22 protein-coding genes are annotated in these 26,117 nt (G+C 65.8%); 14 read left to right on the plus strand and 8 right to left on the minus strand.

The window, feature by feature from the left end; translation table 11 throughout:
* Window positions 1–59 precede the first annotated feature (59 nt).
* Both WBG56_RS14045 and purN read right to left on the minus strand, forming a co-directional pair.
* The gene (locus WBG56_RS14045) at window positions 60–1,334 is read right to left on the minus strand and encodes an RsmB/NOP family class I SAM-dependent RNA methyltransferase (protein ID WP_424269560.1); all 1,275 of its coding nucleotides are present in this window, start codon (window positions 1,332–1,334) and stop codon (window positions 60–62) included.
* Window positions 1,335–1,596: 262 nt separating this feature from the next.
* Window positions 1,597–2,265 carry a phosphoribosylglycinamide formyltransferase gene (purN, locus tag WBG56_RS14050; protein WP_424269385.1) on the minus strand — a complete coding sequence of 223 codons (669 nt, stop codon included), beginning with the start codon at window positions 2,263–2,265 and terminating at the stop codon, window positions 1,597–1,599.
* Window positions 2,266–2,486: 221 nt separating this feature from the next.
* Between purN and WBG56_RS14055 the strand changes: the two genes are divergently transcribed.
* The 12 genes from WBG56_RS14055 (at window position 2,487) to WBG56_RS14110 (ending at window position 14,636) form a co-directional block, all read left to right on the plus strand.
* The gene (locus WBG56_RS14055) at window positions 2,487–3,452 is read left to right on the plus strand and encodes a bifunctional riboflavin kinase/FAD synthetase (protein WP_424269387.1); all 966 of its coding nucleotides are present in this window, start codon (window positions 2,487–2,489) and stop codon (window positions 3,450–3,452) included.
* Window positions 3,442–6,282, plus strand: coding sequence for an isoleucine--tRNA ligase (gene ileS / locus WBG56_RS14060; RefSeq protein ID WP_424269389.1), 2,841 nt, complete (start codon window positions 3,442–3,444; stop codon window positions 6,280–6,282). Before WBG56_RS14055 ends, ileS begins: the two co-directional genes overlap by 11 nt.
* Entirely contained in the window at window positions 6,275–6,856 is a 582-nt protein-coding gene (gene lspA / locus WBG56_RS14065) for a signal peptidase II (protein WP_424269391.1), read from the plus strand. The genes ileS and lspA overlap by 8 nt, the downstream gene beginning before the upstream one ends.
* 10 nt (window positions 6,857–6,866) lie before the next feature.
* Window positions 6,867–8,066 carry a bifunctional phosphopantothenoylcysteine decarboxylase/phosphopantothenate--cysteine ligase CoaBC gene (gene coaBC / locus WBG56_RS14070; protein ID WP_424269393.1) on the plus strand — a complete coding sequence of 400 codons (1,200 nt, stop codon included), beginning with the start codon at window positions 6,867–6,869 and terminating at the stop codon, window positions 8,064–8,066.
* A gap of 16 nt (window positions 8,067–8,082) precedes the next feature.
* Window positions 8,083–8,469, plus strand: coding sequence for a DUF190 domain-containing protein (locus tag WBG56_RS14075; RefSeq protein WP_424269395.1), 387 nt, complete (start codon window positions 8,083–8,085; stop codon window positions 8,467–8,469).
* An 83-nt stretch (window positions 8,470–8,552) separates the two neighbouring features.
* Window positions 8,553–9,017, plus strand: coding sequence for a dUTP diphosphatase (gene dut, locus WBG56_RS14080; RefSeq protein WP_424269397.1), 465 nt, complete (start codon window positions 8,553–8,555; stop codon window positions 9,015–9,017).
* A 281-nt stretch (window positions 9,018–9,298) separates the two neighbouring features.
* Window positions 9,299–10,447 carry a branched-chain amino acid ABC transporter substrate-binding protein gene (locus WBG56_RS14085; protein WP_424269399.1) on the plus strand — a complete coding sequence of 383 codons (1,149 nt, stop codon included), beginning with the start codon at window positions 9,299–9,301 and terminating at the stop codon, window positions 10,445–10,447.
* Between the two features lie 238 nt (window positions 10,448–10,685).
* Window positions 10,686–11,588 carry a branched-chain amino acid ABC transporter permease gene (locus tag WBG56_RS14090; protein WP_424269401.1) on the plus strand — a complete coding sequence of 301 codons (903 nt, stop codon included), beginning with the start codon at window positions 10,686–10,688 and terminating at the stop codon, window positions 11,586–11,588.
* 3 nt (window positions 11,589–11,591) lie between these two features.
* Window positions 11,592–12,587, plus strand: a complete 996-nt coding sequence (locus WBG56_RS14095) for a branched-chain amino acid ABC transporter permease (RefSeq protein WP_424269403.1) — start codon at window positions 11,592–11,594, stop codon at window positions 12,585–12,587.
* On the plus strand, window positions 12,584–13,432 hold the full coding sequence (locus tag WBG56_RS14100; RefSeq protein WP_424269405.1) for an ABC transporter ATP-binding protein: 849 nt from the start codon (window positions 12,584–12,586) through the stop codon (window positions 13,430–13,432). Before WBG56_RS14095 ends, WBG56_RS14100 begins: the two co-directional genes overlap by 4 nt.
* Window positions 13,429–14,139: an ABC transporter ATP-binding protein gene (locus WBG56_RS14105; protein ID WP_424269407.1), complete on the plus strand. Its 711-nt coding sequence runs from the start codon at window positions 13,429–13,431 to the stop codon at window positions 14,137–14,139. The genes WBG56_RS14100 and WBG56_RS14105 overlap by 4 nt, the downstream gene beginning before the upstream one ends.
* Window positions 14,140–14,354: 215 nt before the next feature.
* On the plus strand, window positions 14,355–14,636 hold the full coding sequence (locus WBG56_RS14110) for a peptidylprolyl isomerase (RefSeq protein WP_424269409.1): 282 nt from the start codon (window positions 14,355–14,357) through the stop codon (window positions 14,634–14,636).
* A 159-nt stretch (window positions 14,637–14,795) separates the two neighbouring features.
* Here the strand turns inward: WBG56_RS14110 and putA are convergent, their stop codons facing one another.
* The 6 genes from putA to clpS form a co-directional block, all read right to left on the minus strand.
* The gene (putA, locus tag WBG56_RS14115) at window positions 14,796–18,578 is read right to left on the minus strand and encodes a trifunctional transcriptional regulator/proline dehydrogenase/L-glutamate gamma-semialdehyde dehydrogenase (protein ID WP_424269411.1); all 3,783 of its coding nucleotides are present in this window, start codon (window positions 18,576–18,578) and stop codon (window positions 14,796–14,798) included.
* Between the two features lie 120 nt (window positions 18,579–18,698).
* Window positions 18,699–19,340: a PqiC family protein gene (locus WBG56_RS14120; protein WP_424269413.1), complete on the minus strand. Its 642-nt coding sequence runs from the start codon at window positions 19,338–19,340 to the stop codon at window positions 18,699–18,701.
* A 38-nt stretch (window positions 19,341–19,378) separates the two neighbouring features.
* On the minus strand, window positions 19,379–21,061 hold the full coding sequence (locus WBG56_RS14125; RefSeq protein ID WP_424269415.1) for an intermembrane transport protein PqiB: 1,683 nt from the start codon (window positions 21,059–21,061) through the stop codon (window positions 19,379–19,381).
* A complete protein-coding gene (locus WBG56_RS14130; protein WP_424269417.1) occupies window positions 21,051–22,304 on the minus strand; it encodes a PqiA/YebS family transporter subunit in 1,254 nt (417 codons plus the stop codon). Before WBG56_RS14130 ends, WBG56_RS14125 begins: the two co-directional genes overlap by 11 nt.
* A complete protein-coding gene (gene clpA / locus WBG56_RS14135; RefSeq protein ID WP_424269419.1) occupies window positions 22,304–24,622 on the minus strand; it encodes an ATP-dependent Clp protease ATP-binding subunit ClpA in 2,319 nt (772 codons plus the stop codon). The genes WBG56_RS14130 and clpA overlap by 1 nt, the downstream gene beginning before the upstream one ends.
* Before the next feature lie 126 nt (window positions 24,623–24,748).
* Window positions 24,749–25,072 carry an ATP-dependent Clp protease adapter ClpS gene (gene clpS / locus WBG56_RS14140; RefSeq protein WP_424269421.1) on the minus strand — a complete coding sequence of 108 codons (324 nt, stop codon included), beginning with the start codon at window positions 25,070–25,072 and terminating at the stop codon, window positions 24,749–24,751.
* Window positions 25,073–25,206: 134 nt separating this feature from the next.
* Here clpS and WBG56_RS14145 point away from each other — a divergent pair, with 134 nt between their 5' ends.
* Both WBG56_RS14145 and WBG56_RS14150 read left to right on the plus strand, forming a co-directional pair.
* Window positions 25,207–25,446 carry a cold-shock protein gene (locus WBG56_RS14145; protein ID WP_066454117.1) on the plus strand — a complete coding sequence of 80 codons (240 nt, stop codon included), beginning with the start codon at window positions 25,207–25,209 and terminating at the stop codon, window positions 25,444–25,446.
* Window positions 25,447–25,525: 79 nt separating this feature from the next.
* Window positions 25,526–25,984, plus strand: a complete 459-nt coding sequence (locus WBG56_RS14150; RefSeq protein ID WP_424269423.1) for a DUF192 domain-containing protein — start codon at window positions 25,526–25,528, stop codon at window positions 25,982–25,984.
* The last annotated feature ends 133 nt before the right edge of the window (window positions 25,985–26,117 follow it).

Genomic DNA, 26,117 nt, shown 5'->3' on the forward strand with positions numbered 1-26,117 from the left:
GGGGTCCGCGCGTGAAGGACAGGCGCCGCCCCCGGTCCGTCCGGGGCGCGGCGGTCCGTTCAGACGGGATCCGCCTGCGCTTCGGCGGGCTCGTCGGCCTGGGGCGCCTCGGGCAGGCGGCGCTGCATCACGGCGGCGAAGAAACCGTCCGTCCCATGCACGTCCGGACGCAAATGCAGCAAGGGGCCATCGAATGTCAGCGTGATACCCCGGTCGGCCAGCACAGCACCCGCGTCCAGCAGCGTGAATTCCGGGTGTTCCGCCAGGAAAGCCTCAACCTGCTGTTCGTTTTCTTCCGGCAACAAACTGCAACTGGCATAGACCAGCCGCCCGCCCGGGCGCACGCAGGCCGCGGCGTCCCGCAGGATGGCCGCCTGGGTCGCGCGCAGCTGTTCCAGGGATTCGGGATGCTGGCGCCATTTAAGGTCCGGGTTGCGGCGCAAGGTGCCCAGGCCGCTGCAGGGCGCATCCACCAGCACGCGATGCGCCTTGCCGCGCAGACGCTTGACGCGCTGATCATGCCGTTCGGCAATGGCCACCGGCACGATGTTGGACAGACCGCTGCGGGCAAAGCGCGGTTTGGCCCGCGCCAGTCGGGCCGCCGACACGTCGAAGGCATACAGGCGTCCGGTGGAGCGCATCAGCGCCCCGAGCAGCAGCGTCTTGCCCCCTGCCCCGGCGCAGAAATCGATGACCATCTCCCCCCGCTTGGGGGCGACCAGCGCGGCCAGCAATTGGCTGCCCTCGTCCTGGACCTCGATGTCGCCACGCTCGAAAGAGCCCCAGCGATTCACCGGCGGGCGTCCCTGGATGCGAATGCCCCACGGTGAATACGGGGTGGCCTGCGCCGCCCAGCGGGCCTCCGGCCCCTGCGCCCATGCAGCCAGCACGGCGGCCCGATCCGTCTTGAACGGATTGACGCGCAGATCCAGCGGCGCCGTCTGATTCAAGGCCTGCAATAGGGATTCGGCATCCGGAAGGCGGGTCAGGTGGGCTTCCAGCCAGTCCGGCACGCTATAGCGCACCCCGAGAGGCAGGCTGGCCACCGGAAAGGCCTGCACATAGTCCAGCCAGGTGCGTTCATGTTCATCCAGTCCCGTATCCAGGGTGCTGCGCGGCCAGACCGAGGCCAGGCCCAGCACCGCCAGGCGGCGGGTCGCGGACCCCTGACCGCTTTCGGCGAACTGCCGGTAGCGGCGCAGGTGGCGCAGCACATCGAACACGGCCTCGGCGATTTCCCCCCGGTCACGCGGCCCGGCATTGCCATGGGCGCGGAACCAGTGCGACAGCACGGCGTCGGCCGGGTACTGCCACTGCAGGACTTCGCCCAGCACCTGGCGGACCTGTTCGATCCGGGCGGCCGCCATGACATAGGGTCGCGCCGGCGCCTGGTCCTCGCCTTGCCGACTGGAAGACGAGCGCGCCGGGCGATCGACCGAAGACGCGCGTACCGGACGATCGCCGGAGGGACGCTTGGAAGCGCGTTCCCGCCCCGCCGCATCCTGCGCCCGCCGATCGTCGGCGCGCCGCGGGCGGCCATCCGCAGGACGTTTGCGGGATCGATCCCGCGATTCATTCGTGCTCATAACCATCCTGTCATTCAAAAAGTGTGTCGCCCACCCAGGCCCGGTGCTCGACACCGGCCACCTGAACCCGCCCGTCTTCCTGCAACGCCACCCGGCCTTCGGCCAGCCAGCGCAGCACCTGGGCATAGACCCGGTGTTCCACCGGCAGCAGCCGCTGCGCCAAGCCGTCCGGCGTATCGGATGCCAGCACCGGGATGACCCCCTGGGCAATGATAGGGCCATGATCCAGCACCGGCGTGACAAAATGCACGGTGCAGCCGTGCCACTGCACCCCCTGGGCCAGTGCCTGCTGGTGTGTATGCAGGCCCGGAAATGCCGGCAAAAGAGAAGGGTGGATATTGATGATGCGGCCATTGAAATGCCGCACGAAATCGGCGCCCAGAACCCGCATGAACCCCGCCAGCAGGATGACGTCCGGCGCGAGCGCATCCAGCCGCGCCAGCAATGCCGCATCAAAGGCGTCGCGGCTGTCGAAATCCCGGTGCGACAGAGACTCGGCCGGCAGCCCCCGGGCGCGCGCCCAATCCAGCCCCGCCGCATCGGCCCGGTTGGACAACACGGCGCAGACCTGCACCGGCAGGCGATCGGCAGCCACGACATCCACCAGCGCCTGCATGTTCGAGCCCCGGCCCGAAATCAGGATAGCCACCCGCAACGGCCGTTCGGGGGTATGCTCCATGCGCGTGCTCTCCGACATAAAATCAAGGGATGGGGATCCTCTGAACAAGTCACCGCGCCGCATGCATCTGCGGATAGCAACCGTCTGCGGCGTTGCAAATCCTCGCGATAGCTACGGCTATCGCTGCGGTTTGCGCCTTGCATCCGGCTGCTATCCGCAGCGCCTGCTTTCCGCTCGACTTGTTCAGAGGATCCCAAACCCGAAATTGTAAACTCTCCGACGTGAAACCCGCTCCCCGCCTCTACCGCGCGCTCCCCCGGCGCGACACCACCGCTGCCAGCGCCCTGACCATCGGCAATTTCGACGGCGTGCACCGGGGGCACCAGGCCATCCTGGCGCAGGTGCGCGACCAGGCGCAGGCGCAGGGCCTGGAGCCCACGGTCATGACCTTCGCTCCCCACCCCAGGGCCTTCTTCGCCCGGCGGGGCGGTCGGCCGGAGCTCATCCCCACCCAGATCAGCAGCCTGCGCGACAAGGTCGCCCTGCTGGCCGACCAGGGCATGCGCCAGATCGTCATTCAGCGCTTCGACCAGAATCTGGCCGACATGAGCGCGGAAGACTTCATCCGCCAGTTGCTGGTGCGGGGCCTGAACACCCGCTGGCTGCTGGTGGGCGAAGACTTCCGCTACGGCCACAAACGCAGCGGCGACATCGACCTGCTGCGCCGCCTGGGCCGGGAGCACGGTTTCACAGTGGACACCATCGCCGACGTCAATGACGGCCACGGGCAGCGTATTTCCAGCTCGGCCCTGCGCACCGCCCTGGCCGTGGGCAACCTGGAGCACAGCTGCCAGTTGCTGGGCGGCCCTTTCAGGATCACCGGCCACGTCATCCATGGCCAGAAGCTGGGTCGCGACCTGGGTTTTCCAACCCTGAACCTGCGCGTCCCCGCTCCCTGCGCGGCCCGCTCCGGCATCTACATCGTGCGGGTGCACGGCCTGCGGGACGCCCCGCTGCCGGGCGTTGCCAGCCTGGGGGTGCGGCCCACCGTGACGCGCGACGGCCCCCTGCTGCTGGAGACCCACATCCTCGATCAACAGGTAAACGCCTACGGTAAACTGGTGTGCGTCGAATTTCTCGAATTTCTGCGCGACGAGGAATCGTTTCCTGACTTAACCACCCTGATCGCCGCCATCCGCCAGGACGTGCAAGGCGCTCGCGACTATTTCGCCTCCCATGGACTATAGAGACACCCTGAATCTGCCCGAATCCCCTTTCCCCATGCGGGGCAACCTGGCCAAACGCGAGCCGGGCTGGATCGCCGCCTGGGAGGAAAAAAAGATTTACGCAGTCATTCGGGCGGCCGCCCAGGGACGGCCGAAATTCATCCTGCACGACGGCCCGCCGTACGCCAACGGCGACATCCACATCGGCCATGCCGTCAACAAGATCCTCAAGGACATCATCGTCAAAAGCCGCGACATGGCCGGCTTCGACGCCCAATATGTGCCCGGCTGGGATTGCCACGGCATGCCGATCGAAATCCAGATCGAAAAGAAATACGGCAAGCACCTGCCGGTTGCGGAAGTCCAATCCAAAGCCCGCGCCTACGCCGCCGAACAGATCGAGCGCCAGCGCGCCGACTTCAAGCGCCTGGGCGTGCTGGGCGAATGGGACAACCCCTACCTGACCATGAATCCGCACAACGAGGCGGACGAGCTGCGCGCCCTGGCCCGCATCATGGAAAAAGGCTTCGTCTTCCGCGGCCTGAAACCCGTGAACTGGTGCTTCGACTGCGGCTCCGCCTTGGCCGAGGCCGAGGTCGAATACGCCGACCGCAAGGACCCGTCCGTGGACGTGGCCTTCGCCTTCGAAGACCGCGCCGCCGTGGCCCGCGCCTTCGGCCTGCCCGGCGAAGTCGACGCCGGCGCCATCGTCATCTGGACGACCACGCCCTGGACCATCCCGGCCAACCAGGCGCTCAACATCCATCCCGACCACGAATACGCGCTGGTGCGGCTGAAGGAACCCCGCGCCACCGGCTCTCTGCTGCTCGTCGCCAGCGAACTGGCCGAATCCTGCCTGCAGCGCTGGGGCCTGGAAGGCGAAATCATCGCCCGCGCCTCCGGCCAGGCGCTGGCCGGCCTGGCGTTCCGCCACCCGCTGTACGAAGTGGATGCCGGTTACCGCCGCCTGTCGCCCATCTACCTGGGCGACTACGTCACCCTGGATTCCGGCACCGGCGTGGTGCACTCGGCCCCTGCCTACGGTGTGGAGGACTTCATTTCCTGCAAGGCGCACGGCCTGAGCGACGCGGACATGCTCAATCCGGTCATGGGCAATGGGCATTACGCCGACAGCCTGCCGCTCTTTGGCGGCGAGCTGATCTGGAAGGCCAACCCGAAGATCGTCGAAGCGCTGCGCCAGGCCGGCAGCCTGCTGCATACCGAAGCCCACACCCACAGCTACATGCACTGCTGGCGCCACAAGACGCCGATCATCTATCGCGCCACCAGCCAGTGGTTCGCCGGCATGGACGTGCAGCCCGCCGACGGCCCGACCCTGCGCGAAATGGCCCTGAAGGGCGTGGACGACACCGCCTTCTACCCGGCCTGGGGCCGCGCCCGGCTGCACGCCATGATCGCCAACCGGCCCGACTGGACGCTGTCGCGCCAGCGCCAATGGGGCGTGCCGATGGCCTTTTTCGTGCACAAGGAAACCGGCGCCCTGCATCCGCGCACGCCGGAACTGCTGGATCAGGTGGCCGAGCGCGTCGAACGCGACGGCATCGAGGCCTGGCAAACCCTGGATCCCCGCGACCTGCTGGGCGACGAGGCCGACCTCTACGAGAAAAACCGCGACACGCTGGACGTCTGGTTCGATTCCGGCACCACCCACGCCACGGTGCTGGGCGGCCAGGATCATTGCCTGAAAGGGTCCCATGCCGGCCAGCTGGCCTGGCCGGCCGATCTCTACCTGGAAGGCTCCGACCAGCATCGGGGCTGGTTCCATTCGTCCCTGCTGACCGGCTGCATGCTCTACGGCCGCCCTCCCTACAAGGCCCTGCTGACCCACGGTTTCGTGGTCGACGGCCAGGGCAAGAAAATGAGCAAGTCCGTGGGCAATGTGGTCTACCCGCAGGAAATCGCCAACGCCCTGGGGGCCGAAATCCTGCGCCTGTGGACCGCATCCACCGATTACTCCGGCGAACTGTCGATCTCCAAGCAGATCCTGGACCGCGTCGTCGAATCCTACCGGCGCATCCGCAACACGCTGAAGTTCCTGTTGGGCAATCTGGCGGATTTCAATCCGGCCACCGACCTGCTGGAGCCGGACGCGCTGCTGGAAATCGACCGCTACGCCTTGCAGATGACCGCTGTCATGCAGGCCGAAGTCCTGTCCGCCTATGAACGCTACGAATTCCACACGGCCGTGGCCCGCCTGCAGATCTTCTGCTCCGAAGACCTGGGCGCTTTCTACCTGGACATCCTGAAGGACCGCCTGTACACCACCGGCAAGGACAGCGCGGCGCGGCGCGCCGCCCAGACTGCCCTGCACCACATCACGCACACGCTGCTGAAACTGCTGGCCCCGATCCTGTCGTTCACGGTAGAAGAAGCCTGGGCCGATCTGGGCGGCAACCCGGCATCGCCCACGATCTTCACAGAGCGGTTCCATGACGTGCCCGCGCCCGCCGACGCCGCCCTGCTGGCGACCCGCTGGGCTCGCCTGCGCGAAATCCGCGCCGACACCATGCGCGAGATCGAAGCCGTGCGCACGCGCGGGGAAATCGGCTCCTCGCTGGCGGCGGAAGTCGATTACCGCGCCGGCGGCGACGACCTGGCCCTGCTGCAAAGCCTGGGCGAGGACCTGCGCTTCGTGATGCTGGTGTCGCGCGCCGACGCGCATGCCGCCGAAGGCGCCCTGGAGATCCAGGTGCAGGCCACGACGCACGAGAAATGCGGGCGCTGCTGGCACCACCGCGCCGACGTCGGCCGCGACGAACAGCACCCGGAACTGTGCGGGCGCTGCGCCGACAATCTGTTTGGCGACGGCGAACGGCGCAGCCATGCCTAAAGAGCCGTCACCCCGCCGCGACCTGGCGCCGCCCGCCTCGTCAGCCCTGATCGCGCCAGCCGGCGCCGCGGCCCCGACAACGGTCCGGCGCCGGCTGCGATCCCTGGCGGGGTGGCTGCTGGCCGCTCTCTTGCTGGTGCTGCTGGACCAGGCGACCAAGGCCTGGGTATCGCACAGCCTGGTCTATGCCGAACGCATCCCCGTCCTGCCGGTCTTCGACCTGACCTTGCTGTTCAACACCGGGGCCGCCTTCAGCTTCCTGGCCGATGGCGGAGGTTCCCAGCGCTGGCTCTTCACCGGCATCGCCCTGATCGCCGCCATCCTGATCCTGCGCTGGCTCTACACCCACGCCGGCCAGCGCCTGCTTTGCATCGCCCTGAGCTGCATCCTGGGCGGCGCCCTGGGCAACGCCCTGGATCGCCTGATGCACGGGCACGTCGTGGATTTTCTGCTGTTCTACTGGCGGGACTGGTACTTCCCGGCCTTCAACCTGGCCGATATCGCCATCACCTGCGGCGCCGGGCTGCTGATCCTGGACGAAATCCTGCGCAACCGCCGCGCCCACCGATCATAGGGGACCCGCCATGCCGGATCTATCAGGCAAACGCATCATCCTGGGACTGACGGGCGGGATCGCCTGCTATAAATCCGCCGAACTGCTGCGCCGCCTGCAGGACGAAGGCGCCACGGTGGACGTGGTCATGACCGAGGCCGCTACCGGCTTCATCACGCCCGCCACCATGCAGGCCCTGTCCGGACGCCCCGTCTGGGTCGACGCCTGGGACAGCCGGATGGACAACCGCATGGCCCACATCAACCTGACGCGCGGCGCCGACGCCGTGCTGATCGTGCCGGCCAGCACGGATTTTCTGGCGAAACTGGCCCACGGCCTGGCCGACGACCTGTTGGCGACCCTGTGCGTGGCCCGAGGCTCGGTGCCGCTGCTGGCCGCGCCCGCGATGAACCACGAGATGTGGACCCATCCGGCCACCCAGCGCAACGCCGCCCAGCTGCGGGCCGATGGCGTCACCCTGATCGGCCCGGCCGAAGGCAGCCAGGCCTGCGGCGAAAGCGGCTCCGGCCGCATGATGGAACCGGACCAGATCCTGCGCGCCGTGATCGCCTTTTTCCAGCCCAAGGTCCTGGCCGGCCTGCGCGTGCTGCTGACCGCCGGCCCGACCAGTGAAACCATCGACCCGGTGCGCGTGCTGACGAACCGTTCTTCCGGGCGCATGGGCTACGCCCTGGCCAGGGCGGCCGCCGAAGCCGGCGCCCAGGTCACGCTGATCTCCGGCCCCACGGCCCTGGCCTGCCCGGACGGCGTCGCCCGCATCGACGTCGCCCAGGCTCGCGACATGCATGCCGCCGCGCTGGCCCACGCCCCCGATGCGGACCTGTTCATCGCGGTGGCGGCCGTGGCCGACTGGGGCATCGCCAACCCGTCCGCCACCAAACTGAAAAAACAGGCGGACGGCGAACCGCCCGCTCTGGATTTCATCCAGAACCCCGACATCCTGGCCGACATCGCCGCGCTGCCGGACGGCCCCTGGTGCGTGGGTTTCGCGGCGGAAACCGACCATCTGCACGAACATGCCCAGGCCAAACGCCAGCGCAAGAACATTCCCGTGATCGTGGGCAACCTGGCCCAACTGGCCATGGACGCCCACGATACCGAACTGGTCATCTTCGACGACGGCGGCGCCCATCCCCTGCCGCGCCAAGCCAAGCTGCAGGCCGCCCGCCAACTGGTGGCGTGGATTGCGCAGCACATGCCCCGCGCCTGAAATCGGCGTAATGTAAATGATCGACGAAAGTCCGATAGGCGGGAGCCGCCGCACCACTGCAGCGGAAAGCGAGGCTATCATGCAAGGCTATCAACTGACCTTTTTCACGCAACAGGATCGAATGCACGGTTGCCTGCCCATGCACCAATGGCTTCTGGAGCTGGCTCAATCCATGAAGATACGCGGCGCCACCATACTGGCCGCGCAAGAAGGCATCGGCGCCCACCACAAGGTCCACTCGGCCCGGTTCTTCGACTTGGCCGACCAGCCCGTGGAAATCACCATGTCGGTCTCGGGCGCCGAATGCGACGCAATCATGAAGCGCCTGCACGAGGAGCCGGGACTGCGGCTTTTCTACTGCAGAACGCCCATCGAGTTCGGCACCATCGGCGGCGAGGAATGAACGCTCCGGGGCGCCCCCAAACGCCCCGGACGTCAGGCGCGGCCGGCAATCAGCCCACGATCCATTCTCTTCAAGACGCACATATGTCCAGAAAAATCGAAACCCGAATCGTCAACCCCCTGCTGGGCACGGATGCCATTCCGCTGCCCGATTACGCCACCAGCGGATCCGCCGCCATGGACCTGCGAGCCTGCGTGGCGGCCGCCCTGCCGCTGGCCCCCGGCGAGCGCATCCTGGTCCCCACCGGCCTGGCCCTGAACATGATGGACCCGGGCCTGGTCGCCATCGTCGCCTCCCGCTCCGGCTTGTCCCTGAAGCACGGCATCCGCGTCGCGCAGGGCATCGGCGTCATCGACGCCGACTATCACGGGGAGATCAAGGTCCTGCTGACCAACGACAGCGAACAGGCCTACATGATCCAGCCGGGCGAGCGCATCGCGCAACTGATGTTCCAGCCGGTCGTCCAGGTCAGCCTCCACCTGGTCGACGCTTTCAGCACCGAAACCGAGCGCGGCGCGGGCGGCTTCGGCAGTACGGGGCGGCACTGAGGCTTATTAGTAAAACCCCTGGTTGTACCTATTCGCAACGATAGTTAAACTTCAGAACGGTTTTCTTGTCCTCGGTGGGTTGTACCTTTGGCACAACCATCGGCATCCGGACAAGCCGAACTAGGCCGGGGCAGTCCCTCTGAATCCCAATCCCCAGCCTCCGGTTTCCTGTCGGCCAGCCTTTCCGGCCCTCGGGAATACCCCCATGGTGTCACAAACACGGTATTAATATATTACGAATATATGGTTCCACCCGGGTCCATGCAAAGGAGAATCCAGACATGAGCAGGCTGACAAAACTTTCCACGCTTTCGGCGGCAGTTTCCTTGGCCCTGATGGGCATGGGCACCGCAGTGGCGGCCGACGGCCCCATCAAGATCGGCGTGCAGGCCCCCATCACCGGCGAATACGCCGCTGAAGGCCAGGGTATCGAAAACGGCGTCCGGCTGATCGCCAAGCAACACAATGACGCCGGCGGCGTGCTGGGACGCAAGATCGAAGTCATCGTCTGCGACGACGAAGGCAAGGCCGCTCAGGCCGCCATCTGCGGCCGCAAACTGGTCAACGACGGCGTCACCGCCGTGATCGGCACCTACACCAGCGGCGCCGCCCTGGCCGCGGCCCCGATCTACTCGGCCGCCAACGTCATCCAGACTTCGGACGGCACCAGCGACGAGCTGACCCAGAAAGGCTGGAAGACCTTCTTCCGCAACGCGCCTCCCAACAGCGACGAAGCCGAATTCGTCGCCAACTACTTCGTCAAGGTCAAGCAATACAAGCGCATCGCCGTCCTCAGCGATCACTCCAGCTATGCGACCGGCCTGGCCAAAGCCACCACGGCCGCCATCAAGAAGGCAGGCGGCAACATCGTGGGTGAAGACTTCATCAACGCCGGCACGCAGGACTACAGCGCCGTGCTGACGAAACTGAAGTCCAAGACCCCGGACGTGCTGTTCTTCTCGGGTTACTACACCGACGGCGGCCTGATCCGCGCTCAGATGAAGCAACTGGGCATGGACACGGTGTTCGTGGGCGGCGACGCCAACCAGAATGAAAACTTCGCCAAGATCGCCGGCAATGCCGCCGCTGGCGCTGTGATCGTCAACGTGCCGGCGCCGGAAAACCTGCCGTATCCGGAAGCCAAGCAGTTCCTGGCCGACTACACCAAGGCCTTTGGCGCTCCGCCCCCCAGCATCTACACCTTCACCAACGCGGACGGCTTCCGGGCCGTGCTGGCCGCCATCGAAGCCACCAAGAGCACGGACACGTCCAAGCTCATCCCCTGGCTGCATGACATGAAACAACCCTTCAACGGCCTGACCGGCCCCTTCACCTGGGACGCCAAGGGCGAACGCATCGGCAGCCCGATGTCCGCCTTTGAAGTCCAGGCTGGCGGCGGCTACAAGACCATCTACCCGGCGGACAAGTAAAGCCGCCAGCCCCTGACGCCAAGCCGGCGCTGCCGCTGCGCCACGCTTTTTTGCCGACGGGCCGTCCCAAGGCAAAAAGCGCCCGCCCTCCGGGCGGCGGCAAGCAGGCGAAGCCTGCGCGGCGCGGGGGTCATTTTTCACCGCCCCCCGGGCCGTCCGGCCCCGGGGTTGCGGCCTTCACGCAGGTCGAGCGGCATCCCAGCCTCAGCGCCTCGCGAACCACCACGGAAACCGATCGATGGACTTTATCCTCCAGCAATTCATCAACGGGGTCACGGTCGGGGGCATCTACGCCCTGATCGCCCTGGGCTACACGATGGTCTACGGGGTGCTGAAGATGATCAATTTCGCCCATGGCGATTTGTGCATCCTGGGTGCCTTCATCGGCCTCACCACATTGACCTCGGGCGCCTTCGGCGGCCTGTCCACCCCGGTGCTGCTGATCCTGGCGTTCCTGATCGCCATGATCATCGTGGCCGTCGCCGGCACGCTGCTGGACCAATTCGCCTATAAGCCCCTGCGCAAGGCCCACCGCCTGTCGGCCGTGGTCTCCGCCCTGGGCGCATCGATGCTGATCGAAAACGGCATCATGCTGATCTGGTCCCCCAACGTGCAGGTCTTCCCCAACAACCTGCTGCCCAACATCACCTGGCAGCTTGGCGGCGCTTACCTCAGCTTCGTCCAGCTGCTGATCATCATCTGCGCCTTCCTGCTGATGGCGGCCCTGTACTTCTTCGTCAACCACACCCGCCTGGGCACGGCCATCCGCGCCACCGCCATCGATCAGGACGCCGCCCGCCTGATGGGCATCAACGTCAATCGCGTCATCGCCCTGGTCTTCATCATCGGCCCGGTGCTGGGCGCCATCGGCGGCCTGTTCATCGGCCTGTACTACCGCCAGACCTATTTCACCATGGGCTGGTCCTACGGCCTGAACGCCTTCATCGCCGCCATCATCGGCGGGATCGGCAACATTCCCGGCGCCATGCTGGGGGGGCTGGTGCTGGGTCTGTTCAATGCCTTCGCCGCCGGCTACATCTCCAGTTCCTGGCAAGACGCCATTACCTTCGCACTGCTGATCGGCATCCTGCTGGTGCGCCCTTCGGGCCTGCTGGGTGAACGCGTCGCCGAAAAGGTCTAAGCCATGAATCTCACCAATCAAACCTCCGCCCCGACGCCCGCCGCCACGGTCCCCGTCGCCCCGCCCCCCAGCGCCGGCACCCGCTTCCTGCGCGTGCTGGGACCCGTCCTGTGGATCATCGGACTGCTCATCCCCTCGGTCATGTCGCCCGCCTGGATCACGATCGGCGGCATCTTCGCCATCTACGCCATCGTCGCCCTGTCGCAGGACATCGTCCTGGGGCGCGCCGGCATGTACGACATGGGCCACGCGGTGTTCTTCGGCATCGGCGCCTACGCCAGCGCCATCCTGTCCCTGTCCTTCAACTGGCCGATCCTGTGGACCATCCCCGTGGCCATCGTCCTGTCGGCCGCCCTGGGCGCCATCCTGTCCGCCCCCATCGTCAAGCTGCGGGGCGACTATCTGCTGGTGGTCACCATCGGTTTCAACGCCATTTTCGTGCTGGCCATGAAGAACAATCTGTTCGGCCTCACGGGCGGGGCCGACGGCCTGTTCGGCGTCAGCGGCCCGACCGTCTTCGGGCACATGTTCGGCACGCAAAGCGACCTGTTCTACCTGAACTGGGTAGTCCTGGCCATCGTGCTGTGGCTGATGCGCAACCTGGATCGCTCGTCCCTGGGGCGCACCTTCCGCTACATCAAATACGATGAACTGGCGGCCACCACGCTGGGGGTCAACGCCCGCAACTACAAGGTCGCCGCCTTCGCGCTGTCGGCCGGCATCGCAGGCCTGGCGGGCACGCTGTTCGCCATGCAGCTGTCCGCCGTCAGCCCCGGGTCCTTCCAGTTCACGGATTCGGTCGTGCTGTTCGCCATCGTGCTGGTGGGTGGCCAGGCATCGGTGCCGGGCGTGCTGCTGGGCACGGCCATGATGTTCGTGGTCCCGCAGATCTTCACGGAATTCGCCCAGTACCGCTATCTGGTCTTTGGCATCGCCATGATCCTGGTCATGATTCTGCGTCCGCAGGGCATCTGGCCCGCACGCAAGGGAGCCCTATGAATTCGCCCCTGTCCCCTACTTCATCCTCCGACATCCTGCTCGAGCTGGACCGGATCGGCATCAGTTTCGGCGGCCTGCGGGCGGTCGACGACCTCAGCTTCCAGGTCCGGCGCGGCGAGATCGTCGGCCTGATCGGCCCCAACGGCGCCGGCAAGACGACGGTCTTCAACATGATCACCGGCGTCTACAAACCCACCGACGGCCATATCCGCTGGCACGGCCGCGACATGACCGGCCTGGCCCCCCACCGGGTGGCCGAGGCGGGAATCCGGCGCACCTTCCAGACCATCCGCCTGTTCACCGACATGACGGTGCTGGAAAACGTGATCGCGGGCCAGCATCTGCTCATGCGGCAATCCTGGTGGCAGGGCCTGCTGCGCACGCCCGCCCAGCGCCGCGAGGAACACGCCCTGGTCGAACGCGCCATGGTCGTGCTGGAACAGCTGGACCTGGCCGACGTCGCGCAGGAAATCGCGACATCCCTGCCCTACGGCGCCCAGCGCCGCGTCGAAATGGCCCGCACCCTGGTGGCGCAACCCGAACTCATCATTCTGGACGAACCGGCCGCCGGCCTGAACGAACAGGAATCCGCAGGGCTGAACGACACCATCCGCGCCATCCGCGATGCCGGCATCACCGTCATTCTGGTTGAACACGACATGAGCGTGGTGATGAACGTCACCGACAACATCGTCGTCATCAATTTCGGCAAGAAGATCGCCGAGGGCAAGCCGGCCGACATCCGCACCAATCCCTTGGTGATCGAGGCCTACCTGGGCCAGGATGACGACGACGAGGACGACCCGCTGATGAACGCCATCCACGAAGAACAGGCCCAGTCATGACCCATCTGCTCGAAATCGAAGACCTGCGCGTCAACTACGGCCATATCCAGGCCCTGAAGGGCATCTCGCTGCAAGTAGCCGAGCGCGAGGTCGTCGCCATCCTCGGGGCCAACGGGGCGGGCAAGACCACGCTGATGCGCACGCTCAGCGGCCTGCTGACCCCGCACTCAGGCAAGATCACCTTTGCCGGCCACGACACCACCCACATGGGCGCCGACCGGATCGTGCGCCTGGGCATCGGCCAGTCGCCGGAAGGTCGGCGCGTCTTCGGCACATTGTCGGTCGCTGAAAACCTGCGCATGGGCGGCTTCACCCGCCCGCCGGCGGAAATCACCGACAGCTGCGAACACGTCTACAAGATCTTTCCGCGCCTGTACGAACGCCGCGCCCAGTTGGCCGGGACCTTGTCGGGCGGCGAACAACAGATGCTGGCCATCGGTCGGGCGCTGGTGACCAAGCCCCGCCTGCTGCTGCTGGACGAGCCCAGCCTGGGTCTGGCGCCCATCATCGTGCGCAACATCTTCCAGGTGCTGCGCGACGTGCGCGAAACCGGCGTCACCATCCTGATCGTCGAACAGAACGCCCGCATGGCCCTGAAACTGGCGGACCGGGGCTACGTCCTGGAAGTCGGCAAGCTCTCGCACCAAGGCCCCGCCCGCGAACTGCTGGCTTCGCCGGAAATCCAGGCCGCTTATCTGGGGCACTGACACCCGCGGCGGACCCGGCTCCCTGCACGCAAAGGCCGTCCTGTCGGGACGGCCTTTGCCATTGCGCGTACCCGGCCGACCCGCCGCAGGCGGGTGAGCGACCCACACTCTTGCATCATGGGGGTATGGCCGGATACAGGGGGTCCGTAGCAGGCGTTCGGGCAATCCGGGTTATTCTTCCAGGTTCTTATATTTCCGCCCTACAGGAGCCTCACATGACCCAAGCCTCTGCCCGCCACATTCTGGTCGACACCGAAGAACAGTGCCTGAAGCTGAAGGCCGACATCGAAAACGGCGCTGATTTCGCCGCCGTCGCCCGCGAACATTCCAGCTGCCCGTCCAACCGCGACGGCGGCAATCTGGGCACCTTCGGGCGCGGCCAGATGGTGCCGGAATTCGATTCGGTGGTGTTCAGCGCCCCGGTCGGCGTGGTGCAGGGGCCGGTGCGCACGCAGTTCGGCTACCACTTGGTGGAAGTGACGGATCGGGAGGATTGATCCACCTCGCCGCCTGCAGGCGGCTCGGATTCGATCGGCACAGAAGGGTCCGCAGGGACCCCTGTTTACCACAGCCCTGCGCCCCCCACCTCGCCGCCTGCAGGCGGCTCGGATGATTCCGGCAAAAAAGGGTCCGCAGGGACCCTTTTTAGTCCGGAATCATCCCACCATCATCAGTGTTGCGTTGCCGCCGGCGGCGGCGGTGTTGACGCAGATGGACACTTCGCGCACCAGCATCTCCAAGGGGTAGCCCTGGCCGCTGGACAATTCGTGCGAACGCCGGGCCAGCACCGGGACGATCGGCCCCGGGCGCGCGGCCACGGACTGGGTCAATGCCAGCAGGTCATCGCCGTCGCCCTCGAACAGCACGACCTGGAAATCCGCCGCATCCAGGGCGCCGGTGTCCACCCAGCGCACCGCCTGCAAACCTTCCTGCTCGCGCAGGGGCCGCATTTCAGGGGTATCCACCCACAGCATGGCATTGCCCGTGCGTTGGCAGGCTTGCAGCTGGGCGCGAGCCCCTGCCGCGCTGACGGCGCGGCACAGCACGGTCCCCCGGGGCTTGAGGCGATAGCGGTTGGTTTCTCCCGTGGGCCCGGGCAGTTCCAGGACTTGGGCATCCCGCCCCACCACGCCCTCGACCGGCAGCGTGTTGGACGACACCGACAACAGGCGGTGCAGATACAGGGGGCCACCGGCCTTGGGCCCTGTGCCGGACAAACCCTCGCCCCCGAAGGGCTGCACCCCCACCGTGGCCCCCACGATGTTGCGATTGACGTAGATGTTGCCGACCTGGATGCGCTCGGTGACGTGATTCACCGTTTCATCCAACCGGGTGTGGACGCCGAAAGTCAGGCCATAGCCTCGTCCGTTGATGGCGTCGATGACGCTGTCCAGATCATCCCGCCGATAGCGCAGCACATGCAGCACCGGTCCGAATACTTCCCGTTCCAGTTCGGCGATCTCGGTGATTTCGATCAAGGTCGGCGCGACGAAGGTGCCGAAACGGATCTCGTCCTCGTTCAGCGTCTGGCGGTCGACCTGATGACCGGCGGCCTGCATGGTCCGCACGTGGCGTTCGATCATGGCCTGAGCATCCGCATCGATGACCGGACCGATGTCCGTGGACAGCAGCTCCGGACGCCCCACCCGCAATTCCTGCATGGCGCCGCGCAGCATGGCCAGGGTGCGATCCGCGCAGTCTTCCTGCACACACAGCACCCGCAAGGCGGAACACCGCTGCCCGGCGGAGTCGAACGCGGAACTGAGCACGTCGTAGACGACCTGCTCGGTCAGCGCGGAAGAGTCGACGATCAGGGCATTCTGGCCGCCGGTCTCGGCAATCAACGGCACCGGGTGCCCCGCTCCGTCCAGCCGCTGCGCCAGCGTCGCGGCAATCAGCTTGGCGACTTCGGTCGAGCCGGTGAACATCACCCCTCGCACCACCGGACTGCCCACCAGGGCGGCGCCCACGGTTTCGCCGCGCCCCGGCAAAAGCTGCACGGCATCGGCGGGCACGCCTGCGCGGTGCAGCACCGATACGCCGTATGCCGCGATCAGATTGGTCTGCTCGGCAGGCTTGGCCAGCACCACGTTGCCGGCCGCCAGCGCGGCGCTGACCTGCCCCGTGAAGATCGCCAGCGGGAAATTCCAGGGGCTGATGCACAGCACCGGCCCCAGCGGCCGATGACTGTCGTTGGAAAACTCTTCCTCGATGCGGATAGCGTAATAGCGCAGGAAATCCACGGCCTCGCGAACCTCGGAGACCGCATTGGGAAAGGATTTCCCGGCCTCGCGCACGATCAGCCCGATGGACATCTGCATCTCGTCTTCCAGCAACTGGGCGGCGCGCAGCAGGCACTGGGCGCGTTCCGCCACGGGCGTGGCCTGCCAGATAGGGGCCGCGTATTCGGCCCGCTTCAGGGCCGCCTGCACATCGGCGTCCTGCGCCTCGACCACCTGGCCGACCACATCGCGCCGGTCAGCGGGATTGAGGACGTCCTGGGCGCGATCCGCGGGCCAGTCGCCCGGGGGAGCGGCGCGCCAGGAATGGCCGGCGCTGCCGAGCAAGGCCGCCGCCAGCGAACCCAGGCGATGCTCGTTGCTCAGGTCCAGGCCGGCGGAATTGGGCCGGTTTTCATGCTTGCGATACAAGTCGCGCGGCAAGGGAATGCGATCATGGGGCGCCCCCAACGGCTGGATGGCTCGCGCCTTGCGCACCGGATCTTCGATCAGGCGATCGATCGGGATGTCCTTGTCGCCGATCTGGTTGACGAAAGACGTGTTGGCGCCATTTTCCAGCAGGCGACGCACCAGATAAGCCAGCAGGGTTTCATGCGTGCCCACCGGCGCATACACCCGGCAGGGGCGGTTCAGGCGGCCTTTGGACAGCGGCCCGACGACTTCCCCGTAGAGCGGTTCCCCCATGCCGTGCAGGCACTGGAACTCGTACTGGCCGGGGTAGTAGTTTTCACCCGCCAGATAGTAGATCGATGCCAGCGTCTGGGCGTTATGCGTGGCGAACTGCGGAAAGACCGCTTCCGGAGCCGACAGCAGCTTGCGGGCGCAAGCCAGATAGGACACATCCGTGTGGACCTTGCGGGTATAGACCGGAAAGCCTTCCAGTCCGTCGACCTGGGCGCGCTTGACTTCCGCATCCCAATAGGCGCCCTTGACCAGCCGCACCATCAGGCGGTGTTTGCTGCGCCGCGCCAGGTCGATCACGAAATCGATGACGAAAGGCGCGCGCTTCTGGTAGGCCTGGATCACGAAGCCGATGCCGTTCCAGCCGCGCAGACGTTCGTCGAAACACAGGGCTTCCAGCAAGTCCAGGGACAGTTCCAGGCGATCGGCCTCTTCGGCGTCGATGTTCAGACCGATGTCGTACTGCCGCGCCAGGGCGGACAATTCCACCATGCGCGGCAGCAGTTCGGCCATGACGCGGTCGCGCTGCGCCCGGGCATAGCGCGGATGCAGCGCCGACAGCTTGATGGAGATCCCCGGGCCTTCGTAGATGCCGCGCCCCTGGGATGCCTTGCCGATGGCATGGATGGCCTGTTCATAGGACAGGTAGTAGCGGGCGGCGTCTTCGGCCGTGGTGGCGGCCTCGCCCAGCATGTCATAGGAGTAGCGGAAACCGATTTCCTCGAACTTGCGGCTATTGGCCAAGGCGGACGAAATCGTCTGGCCGGTGACGAACTGTTCGCCCATCAAGCGCATGGCCATGTTCACGCCGCGCCGGATCAAAGGTTCGCCGCCCCGGGCGATCAGACGCGTCAGCGCCTGGGACAGGTTCTGTTCGCTGTTGACGCTGACCAGCTTGCCCGTGACCAGCAGGCCCCAGGTCGCCGCATTGACGAACAGCGAACGCGATTCGCCCACGTGCGCCCGCCAGTCGCCCCGGCTGATCTTGTCGCGGATCAAGGCGTCCCGGGTCGCCTGATCGGGAATGCGCAGCAGGGCCTCGGCCAGGCACATCAGGGCCACGCCTTCCTGGCTGGATAGGGAAAATTCCTGGATCAGGCCTTCGACGCCGCCGCCGGTGCGCTTGTCGCGCAGGGTCTGCACCAGGCGCCGGGCCAGGGTCTCGACCTGATCGGCCCGGGACGAACCCGCCTGATCCAGCAGCATGGCCACGCATTCCGGTTCCGGGCGCCGGTAGGCGGCCGTGATGGCGGCCCGCAGCACGGACTGCGGCTGGATCTCCTGGGCGAATTCCTGGAACGGCGTCTGCGGCTCGGGCTCCGTCACGGCATCGGGCTCGGACGCATCCGGGCGATGGTCGATGTCGGCCGGCAGTTGTCCGCGCTCGATGGCCTCGATATAACTGAGCAGTGCCTGCTTGTGCAGCCAGTGCGGGGTGCACCCCAATTTGTCGGCTTGCAGCCGAAGACGTTCACGCAAGGTCTCGTCGACCTTAACACCCAGGGTAACTGTCGCCATGATCGGGCTCTCGGATTGAGGATTGAATCGCGCACCCCCTGACTCGAAAGGCAACGCTCACCATACGGCATAGTATGAGGTTAACCCCATTTCGGCCATTATGGATAACCCGAAAACAGTTTAGGTACAACCCGCCTGTACAGTGGCTTCGGCATCAGGTGAACCCGAACGGGCCGGTTCGCCCCGACGCGCCATCAGACCCGCCAGAACCTCCACGGCGCGGCGCTGCCCATCGACCAAGGCCGCGACGCTCCGGGCAGCGGGCACCCGGATCCGGGCCTGGCAGACCCGGGGTTCCCGCACATCGGGCTCGCGATCGGTCCAGACGGCGGCCAACTCGGCTCCTTGTCCCCAGACCAGGTCGAAACGCGTCACGCGGACCTGCATCCGCCGCACCGGCCGGTCGGCCAGCCCCGGCAAGCGCTGCACGTCGGGCGCCCCCAGATCCGCCGAAACCCGGCTGGCCAGCGCGGACTGGATCTGGTCGACCAGGGGGGCCGCCCACAGGGACTGGTTCAGGACCTCGACCGCAGGACTCTGCGCCGGGTCGCGGACCAGCAGCTGCGAGCGGTCGGATTCCGCCGGAATGCCGAGCACCTGGACCTGCACCCCATAAGGCGTCGCGGGTCCGGAAGAAACCACCGGCGCGGCGGCGCCGGCCGAGGTCGCCGCCAGACTGTAATAATGGCTGGGGACCGTGGTGCAGGCCCCCAGCAGGCCGCCTGCCCCCAGCATCAACCCGAACAACATTTTTCGCCGCATCAACGTGTCTCCTGATCCATGCCGGTCGGTCGGCCCCATCAACGCAAACGATCCCTGGCGGGGCCGCGCAAGAGGGACTCGGGATGCGACTGCAACGTATCCGTCAGCAGGCGCAGCCCCCGGGCAGCCCCGTCCAGGGCCTTCAAAGTATCTTGCAGGTCCGCGATCACGGGCGCATCCGGCCCCAGAATCGCCCCCATCCGATCCAGCGAGCGGCGTGCGGATTCCAGTGTCTGGCTGGCCTGCGGCGCCAACTGCGTATCCAGGCGCTGCAACAGCTTGTGCAGACTGCCCAGACTGCCCTGCAGTTCCCGGCCCAGGGATTCCAGCGGCATCTTGTCCAGTTTCGTCACGATGCTGCTCAACTGCTGCTGCAGTTGCGCAAAATCTCCGGGCACCGTGGGAATCAGGAGCCCCGTTGCGTGGTCCGGGTCTCCGGGAATCTGGATCTTGGCCGGGTCCAGATCACGGAAAAAGTCCAGCGCCACGTACTGCTGCCCGGTCAGCAGGCTGGCCGAGCGCAATTGCGCCCGCAAGCCATGCTGCACCAGAGGCTTGAGCAGGGCTTCGCCCTCTGCGCCATGGGCCGATGCCACCAGATCCAGGTACGCCCGGCTGAAACGCATGGGATAGATTTCCGCCCGGATCCGGGAATAAAAACGCTTGCGCGCGCTGTCGAATTCCAGATCGATGTCCACGACCTTGCCGATCGCCAAGCCATGGTAATCAACCTCCGCGCCCACCCGCAGGCCGCGCACCGAATCCGCAAAACGCAATTCGATCGGAACCGGGTCCCCATCAGGATCAGCCAGGGCCAGGTCCCGTGAATCGAACAGCGTATAGGTGCTGCCTGGCGCGGCAGGCGTCGAATCCACCTTGCCCTCGTAGGCCGTGGATTCGTCGGCTTGGGCAAAGGCCACGCCGCCGTTCAAAATGGCCGACAGGCCGCTGGTGCGCACCTGGACCCCGCTGGTCGAGACGGACACATCCACCCCGCCATCGTCCCAGAACCGCGTGTCCGACGTCACATAGTGATCGTAGGGCGCCTCCACGAAAATCTGCAGATTGACCGCCCGACCGTCGGGAGTCATCTCGTAGTTGACCACGCGCCCGACTTCAATGCGGCGGTAGTAGACCCGCGAACCCACCGTCAGCGAACCCAGAGAGCGGGTGACCAGCCGGAAGCGGGTACCGACCTGGCCGCTGAGGATTTCCGGAGGATTGGCCAGCCCCTCGAAAGAGGTCACGGCATCGCCCTTGGGCGATCCGATCGGCGCGTCCACGCTCAGGTAGACCCCCGAAAGCAGCGTATCCAGGCCGGACACGCCTCCCAGGCTGACGCGCGGGCGCACGATCCAGAACTTCGCATCCTTTTGCGTGATGTAGCTGGCGCCCTCGCGGACCAATTGCACATCGACCAGCACGTGCTGCCGGTCCTTGGCCACCCGCACGTCCTTGACCTCGCCCACCACCACATCGCGGTAGCGCAGCTTGGTCTGCCCCGCCTCGATGCCGGCGGCCGAGGCAAAGCTGATGGTGATGACCGGCCCGGTCCGCACCCAGACCGACGCCAACAAGGAAAGCGCCACGGCCAGCGCCAGCAAAGGCACCAGCCAGACCCAGGACCAGCGCAGCGATCGGCCGGGGCGGATCACAGGGTTCTCCGGGGCCTGCGGGCCATCGGCCATCTGCTGCGGAGTGTCTTCTGCTTCAATCGTCATCGGGTTTTCCGGTGAAATCTGCCGCCCGCAAGCGGTCCCAGCCTCGCCGCGGATCATACCGCATGGCGGCCCACATGGTCAGCACCACCACCGCCCCGAAATTCAACGCCGCCGGGCCGACATCGATGCGCGACAATCCGGGAAAATCGGCCATGGCAGCCATCAGCACCACCACGAACACATCCAGCATCGACCATTGGCCGACGAATTCCACGACCGAGTACAGGCGCGTGCGCTGGCGCTGGATACGCTCTCCCAGTGGCCGCGTGCGCAGCAGCAAAAACGACAGCGCCAGCAGCTTGGTGACCGGCACCAGCACGCTGGCGACGAAAACGATCAGGGCCAGATCCCAGGACCCCATGCGCCAGAGTTCGACCACCCCGCCGAGAATCGTATGATTGCTGCTGCCCAGCAGCGTCTGCACCCGCATGATGGGCAAGGTATTGGCGGGGATGTAAAAGATGACCGCGGCCACGAGAAGGGCCCAGACCTCCGGGGCGGTGCCATGGCGCCGAGGCCCCACGGCTGCGCGGCAACGCGGACAACGCCCCGACGCCGATGCTGCATGGACATAGCCGCAGGACTCACAGACCGCCCCTGTCCCCTCGCGACCGGACACCGGGACCATGCCCGCGTCTTCCGCCGCCTGCCACAAGGCCGGCGCGTCCCAGCGCGACAGGCCCGACAGCAGAAAACTGAGCGCGAAGAACCCCAACAGGCCCGGCTCGATCTGCAGACGGGCCATGCCCGAGACCTTGACGATCGCCACCAGCAGCCCCAACACCAGCACCGGCGCCATCGACCAGGGCGCCAGATGCGCCAGCCAGCGCAGGACGCGCCCCAGATCCGGCGGCAGGCGCCGCGCGGCGATGGCCTGCATCACCCACAGCGTCAATGCAATCTGCAGCAAGGGAATCCAGAAACCGACCAGGCCGGTCATGACCGACACGCCGTAATACCCGCGATCCCAGCACAGCCGCAACGCGCCCCAGAAGGTCAGCGTGATGTCGAGCCCCTGCACGGAAAGACGCGCCAACGGGAAGCCCTGCGCCAGCGCGAAGACCAGCAAAGTGGCCCAGGCCAGCGCCACCCATTGATTCACGCTGAGCAGGCCTCGCCGATACAACACCGTGCCGCAACGCCCGCAGGCAGCCTGCGCCCGAAGTTCCAGGGCCGGCCGCCGATGCAGGGTATCGCAATGCGGGCAAGCGATCAGGGGCCCGAGGTCCCTGGGGGGCGCCATCAATCCACGAGCTCGGGCTCGGGGTGGGATGGCGAGGGCACAGCCCCCGAACCGGCCGGCTCATCGGGGAAATCCAGCACCACCTGGCCGTTGGCATCCAGATCGACCTGAACCCGTCCGCCGTGCACCAGGCGCCCGAAGAGCAGCTCGTCGGCCAGGGCGCGACGGATCGTGTCCTGGATCAGGCGCTGCATGGGCCGCGCCCCCATGGTCGGATCAAAGCCGGCACGCGCCAGGTGTTCGCGCAAGGCCGTCGTGAACAGGACGTCCACGTGCTTTTCGTGCAACTGGTCTTCCAGCTGCATCAGGAATTTGTCCACCACCTGCAGGATGATCTCGCGCGGCAGGGTGGAAAAGCCGATGATGGCATCCAGGCGATTACGGAATTCCGGCGTGAACTGGCGCTTGATCTCGGCCATTTCATCCCCCGTGCGCTGCGACGCCGCGAAGCCGATGGCATTGCGGTTGAGCGTGTCGGCGCCCGCATTGGTCGTCATGACCAGGATGACGTTGCGGAAATCCGACTTGCGCCCATTGTTGTCGGTCAGGGTGCCGTGATCCATGACCTGCAGCAGGATGTTGTAGACATCCGGATGGGCCTTCTCGATTTCATCGAGCAGCAGCACGCAATGAGGCTGTTTGGTCACGGCTTCCGTCAGCAAGCCCCCTTGGTCGAATCCCACATATCCCGGGGGCGCGCCGATCAGGCGCGACACCGTGTGGCGCTCCATGTATTCGGACATGTCGAAACGCAGCAGTTCGATGCCCAGGACAAAGGCCAGCTGGCGGGCGACCTCGGTCTTGCCCACGCCGGTCGGCCCGGAAAACAGGAAGCAACCGATCGGCTTGTCGGGCCGCCCCAGCCCCGAACGGGCCATCTTGATGGAGGCAGCCAAAGCGGAAATCGCCTGATCCTGGCCAAAGACCACGGCCTTCAGATCGCGCTCCAGCGTGGCGAGCTTGTTGCGGTCGTCGTTGGATACGTTCTGCGGCGGAATGCGGGCGATCTTGGCTACGGTGGCCTGGATCTCGGCCCGGCCGATGACCTTCTTCTGCCGCGATTTGGGCAGCAGCCGCTGGGCCGCGCCGGCCTCGTCGATCACGTCGATGGCCTTGTCCGGCAGGAAACGATCGCTGATGTGCCGGGCAGCCAATTCAGCGGCCGCCGTAATGGCCGCCCCCGAATAGCGAACCTGATGGTGCGCCTCGAAACGCGCCTTGAGCCCGCGCAGGATGCGGATAGTCTGCTCCACCGAGGGCTCGGGCACATCGATCTTCTGGAAGCGGCGCGCCAGCGCGTGGTCTTTTTCAAAGATGCCCCGGTATTCGGTATACGTCGTGGCGCCGATGCATTTCAGGTAGCCCGACGACAGGGCCGGCTTGAGCAGATTGGACGCGTCCAGGGTGCCGCCCGACGCCGAGCCGGCGCCGATCAGGGTGTGGATCTCATCGATGAACAGGACAGCGTGCTGGTTGTCTTTCAGGGCCTTGAGCACGAGCTTCAGGCGCTGTTCGAAATCCCCCCGGTATTTGGTCCCGGCCAGCAACGCCCCCATGTCCAGGGCGTAGACCTGGGTCTGGTTCAGGACCTCCGGGACGTCGCCCTGGGTGATGCGCCAGGCCAGGCCTTCGGCAATCGCGGTCTTCCCCACACCGGCCTCGCCGACCAGCAGGGGATTGTTCTTGCGCCTGCGGCACAGCACCTGGATGACCCGCTCGACCTCGTCCTCGCGGCCGATCAAGGGATCGATGTGACCCTTCAAGGCTTCCGCGTTCAGATCGGTGGCGTAGGTTTCCAGGGGTGATTTCTGCTGCTCGGACTTGGGGTCGGCCGCCGGCGGCTCGACGCGCGGATTGTCCGCCGCCAGGGGCTCTTCCGGCGCCTTGGTGATGCCATGCGAAAGATAGTTGACGACGTCCAGCCGCGACACCCCTTGCTGCACCAGGAAGTACACCGCATGGGAATCCTTTTCGCCATACATGGCCACCAGCACGTTGGCCCCGGTGACGGCGGTCTTGTTCGAGCCGTTCGAGGACACATGCATGATGGCCCGCTGGATGACACGCTGGAAACCCAGGGTGGGCTGGGTATCGACCTCGCCATCGCCCGGAAAGACCGGCGTGTTTTCGACGATGAATTTGCGCAGATCCTGACGCAACAGCTCGACGTCGGCTGCGCAGGCGCGCAGGACCTCGACTGCCGACGCATTGTCCAGCAGGGAGAGCAACAAGTGCTCTACGGTGATGAATTCGTGCCGGGCCGCACGGGCCTCGACGAAGGCCATGTGCAGGCTGACTTCAAGTTCTTCGGAAATCACGCTTCCTCCATTGTTTCGGAGCGGACCAAGCAATCCGTTGTGTCTATTCTATGACTAAAACAGCCCGGCGTTGTTCGCGGCCGATCGGGGCAATCCCCAAGACGGGCCGCGACAGAGCCCGGAACATCAAAACAGAGGGACGGGTTCCATCAGACACTGCAGAGGATGCTGATCCGCATGCGCCATGTGCAACACCGCGTCGACCCGGGTGGAGGCGATGTCCCGGGTATAGATGCCGCAGACCCCGCGCCCTTCGTGGTGAACCTGCAGCATGATGCGTTCGGCCTCGGCATCCGTCTTGTGAAAGACCTGCCGCAGCACGTGCACGACGAAATCCATGGGCGTGTAATCGTCATTGAGCAGCACGACCTGATACATGGGCGGAGGCGCCAGCCGAGCCGGCAAAGCCTCGCGCACCCGCTCACGCTGATGTTGAATGACGGTAGGCATGCGCGTTAAAACCTAGTGGTTTCCATAGTTGACTGAAGGCGGTGGAATTCAGCATGATCGACGTGTCCCGCAGGCCGCTGCCATACTTTTGGCGGGCCGGGGCCGCTTAACCCTACACATTAGAGGCAGTTTGCATGTCGGAATCCATCGAAAACACCGGAGAATCACAAAAACTGACCGGTACGGTTAAATGGTTCAATGACGCCAAGGGTTTTGGCTTCATTACCCCTGACAACGGGGGCGAAGACCTTTTTGCTCATTTCTCATCGATCCAGATGAACGGCTTCAAAACCCTGAAAGAGGGCCAGAAAGTCGCTTTCGATATCGCGCAGGGTCCGAAAGGCAAACAAGCCCTGAATATTACTGCCGCCTGATCTCGCAGGACATTCCTTGGCATTTTACCGCGATGCAGGGCCCGCCACGGGCCCTGCTTTTTACGTTGCTGCGCAGCGCATGCGGGACCTCATCCGGCTGCGGCCGCCTCTGCGGGGTCTCGCCCTGGCGCTTCTTATCTGCGGCCCGGCCCAGGCCCAGCCGCCCCTGCCCACCATCCCCCTGCAGATCGGCGTCCACAGCATCCAGGCCGAACTGGCGGACACGCCGGACACCCTGAGCGCAGGCCTGATGGATCGGCCCCATATGCCCGCCGACGCCGGCATGCTGTTCGTGCTCGGGCCACCCGACATCTACTGCTTCTGGATGAAGAACACCCTGATTCCGCTCTCGATCGCTTTCATCGACGAGCGGGGGCGCATCGTGGACATCCAGGACATGCGGCCACGCAGCCTGGACCCCCATTGTCCCCCTTCGCCGATCACCACGGCCCTGGAAATGAACCAGGGCTGGTTTGACAAGACCGGCATCCGGGCGGGCGACTCCGTGCGCGGCATCCCTGTGTCCGCACGCCCCTGACCCGGCCCGGGCCCGGGGCTTCGGACCCCGGCGCGGCCGTGCCCGTCGCCCATGAAAAAAGGCAGCCATTGCTGCCTTTTTTCATGGCGGCGCGAGGAGGCGGCCGGAAAGCCCGCCCACCCGGCCGCGGAAC

The sequence above is a fragment of the Castellaniella sp. genome (genome assembly GCF_049671645.1).
GTDB lineage: Bacteria > Pseudomonadota > Gammaproteobacteria > Burkholderiales > Burkholderiaceae_B > Castellaniella.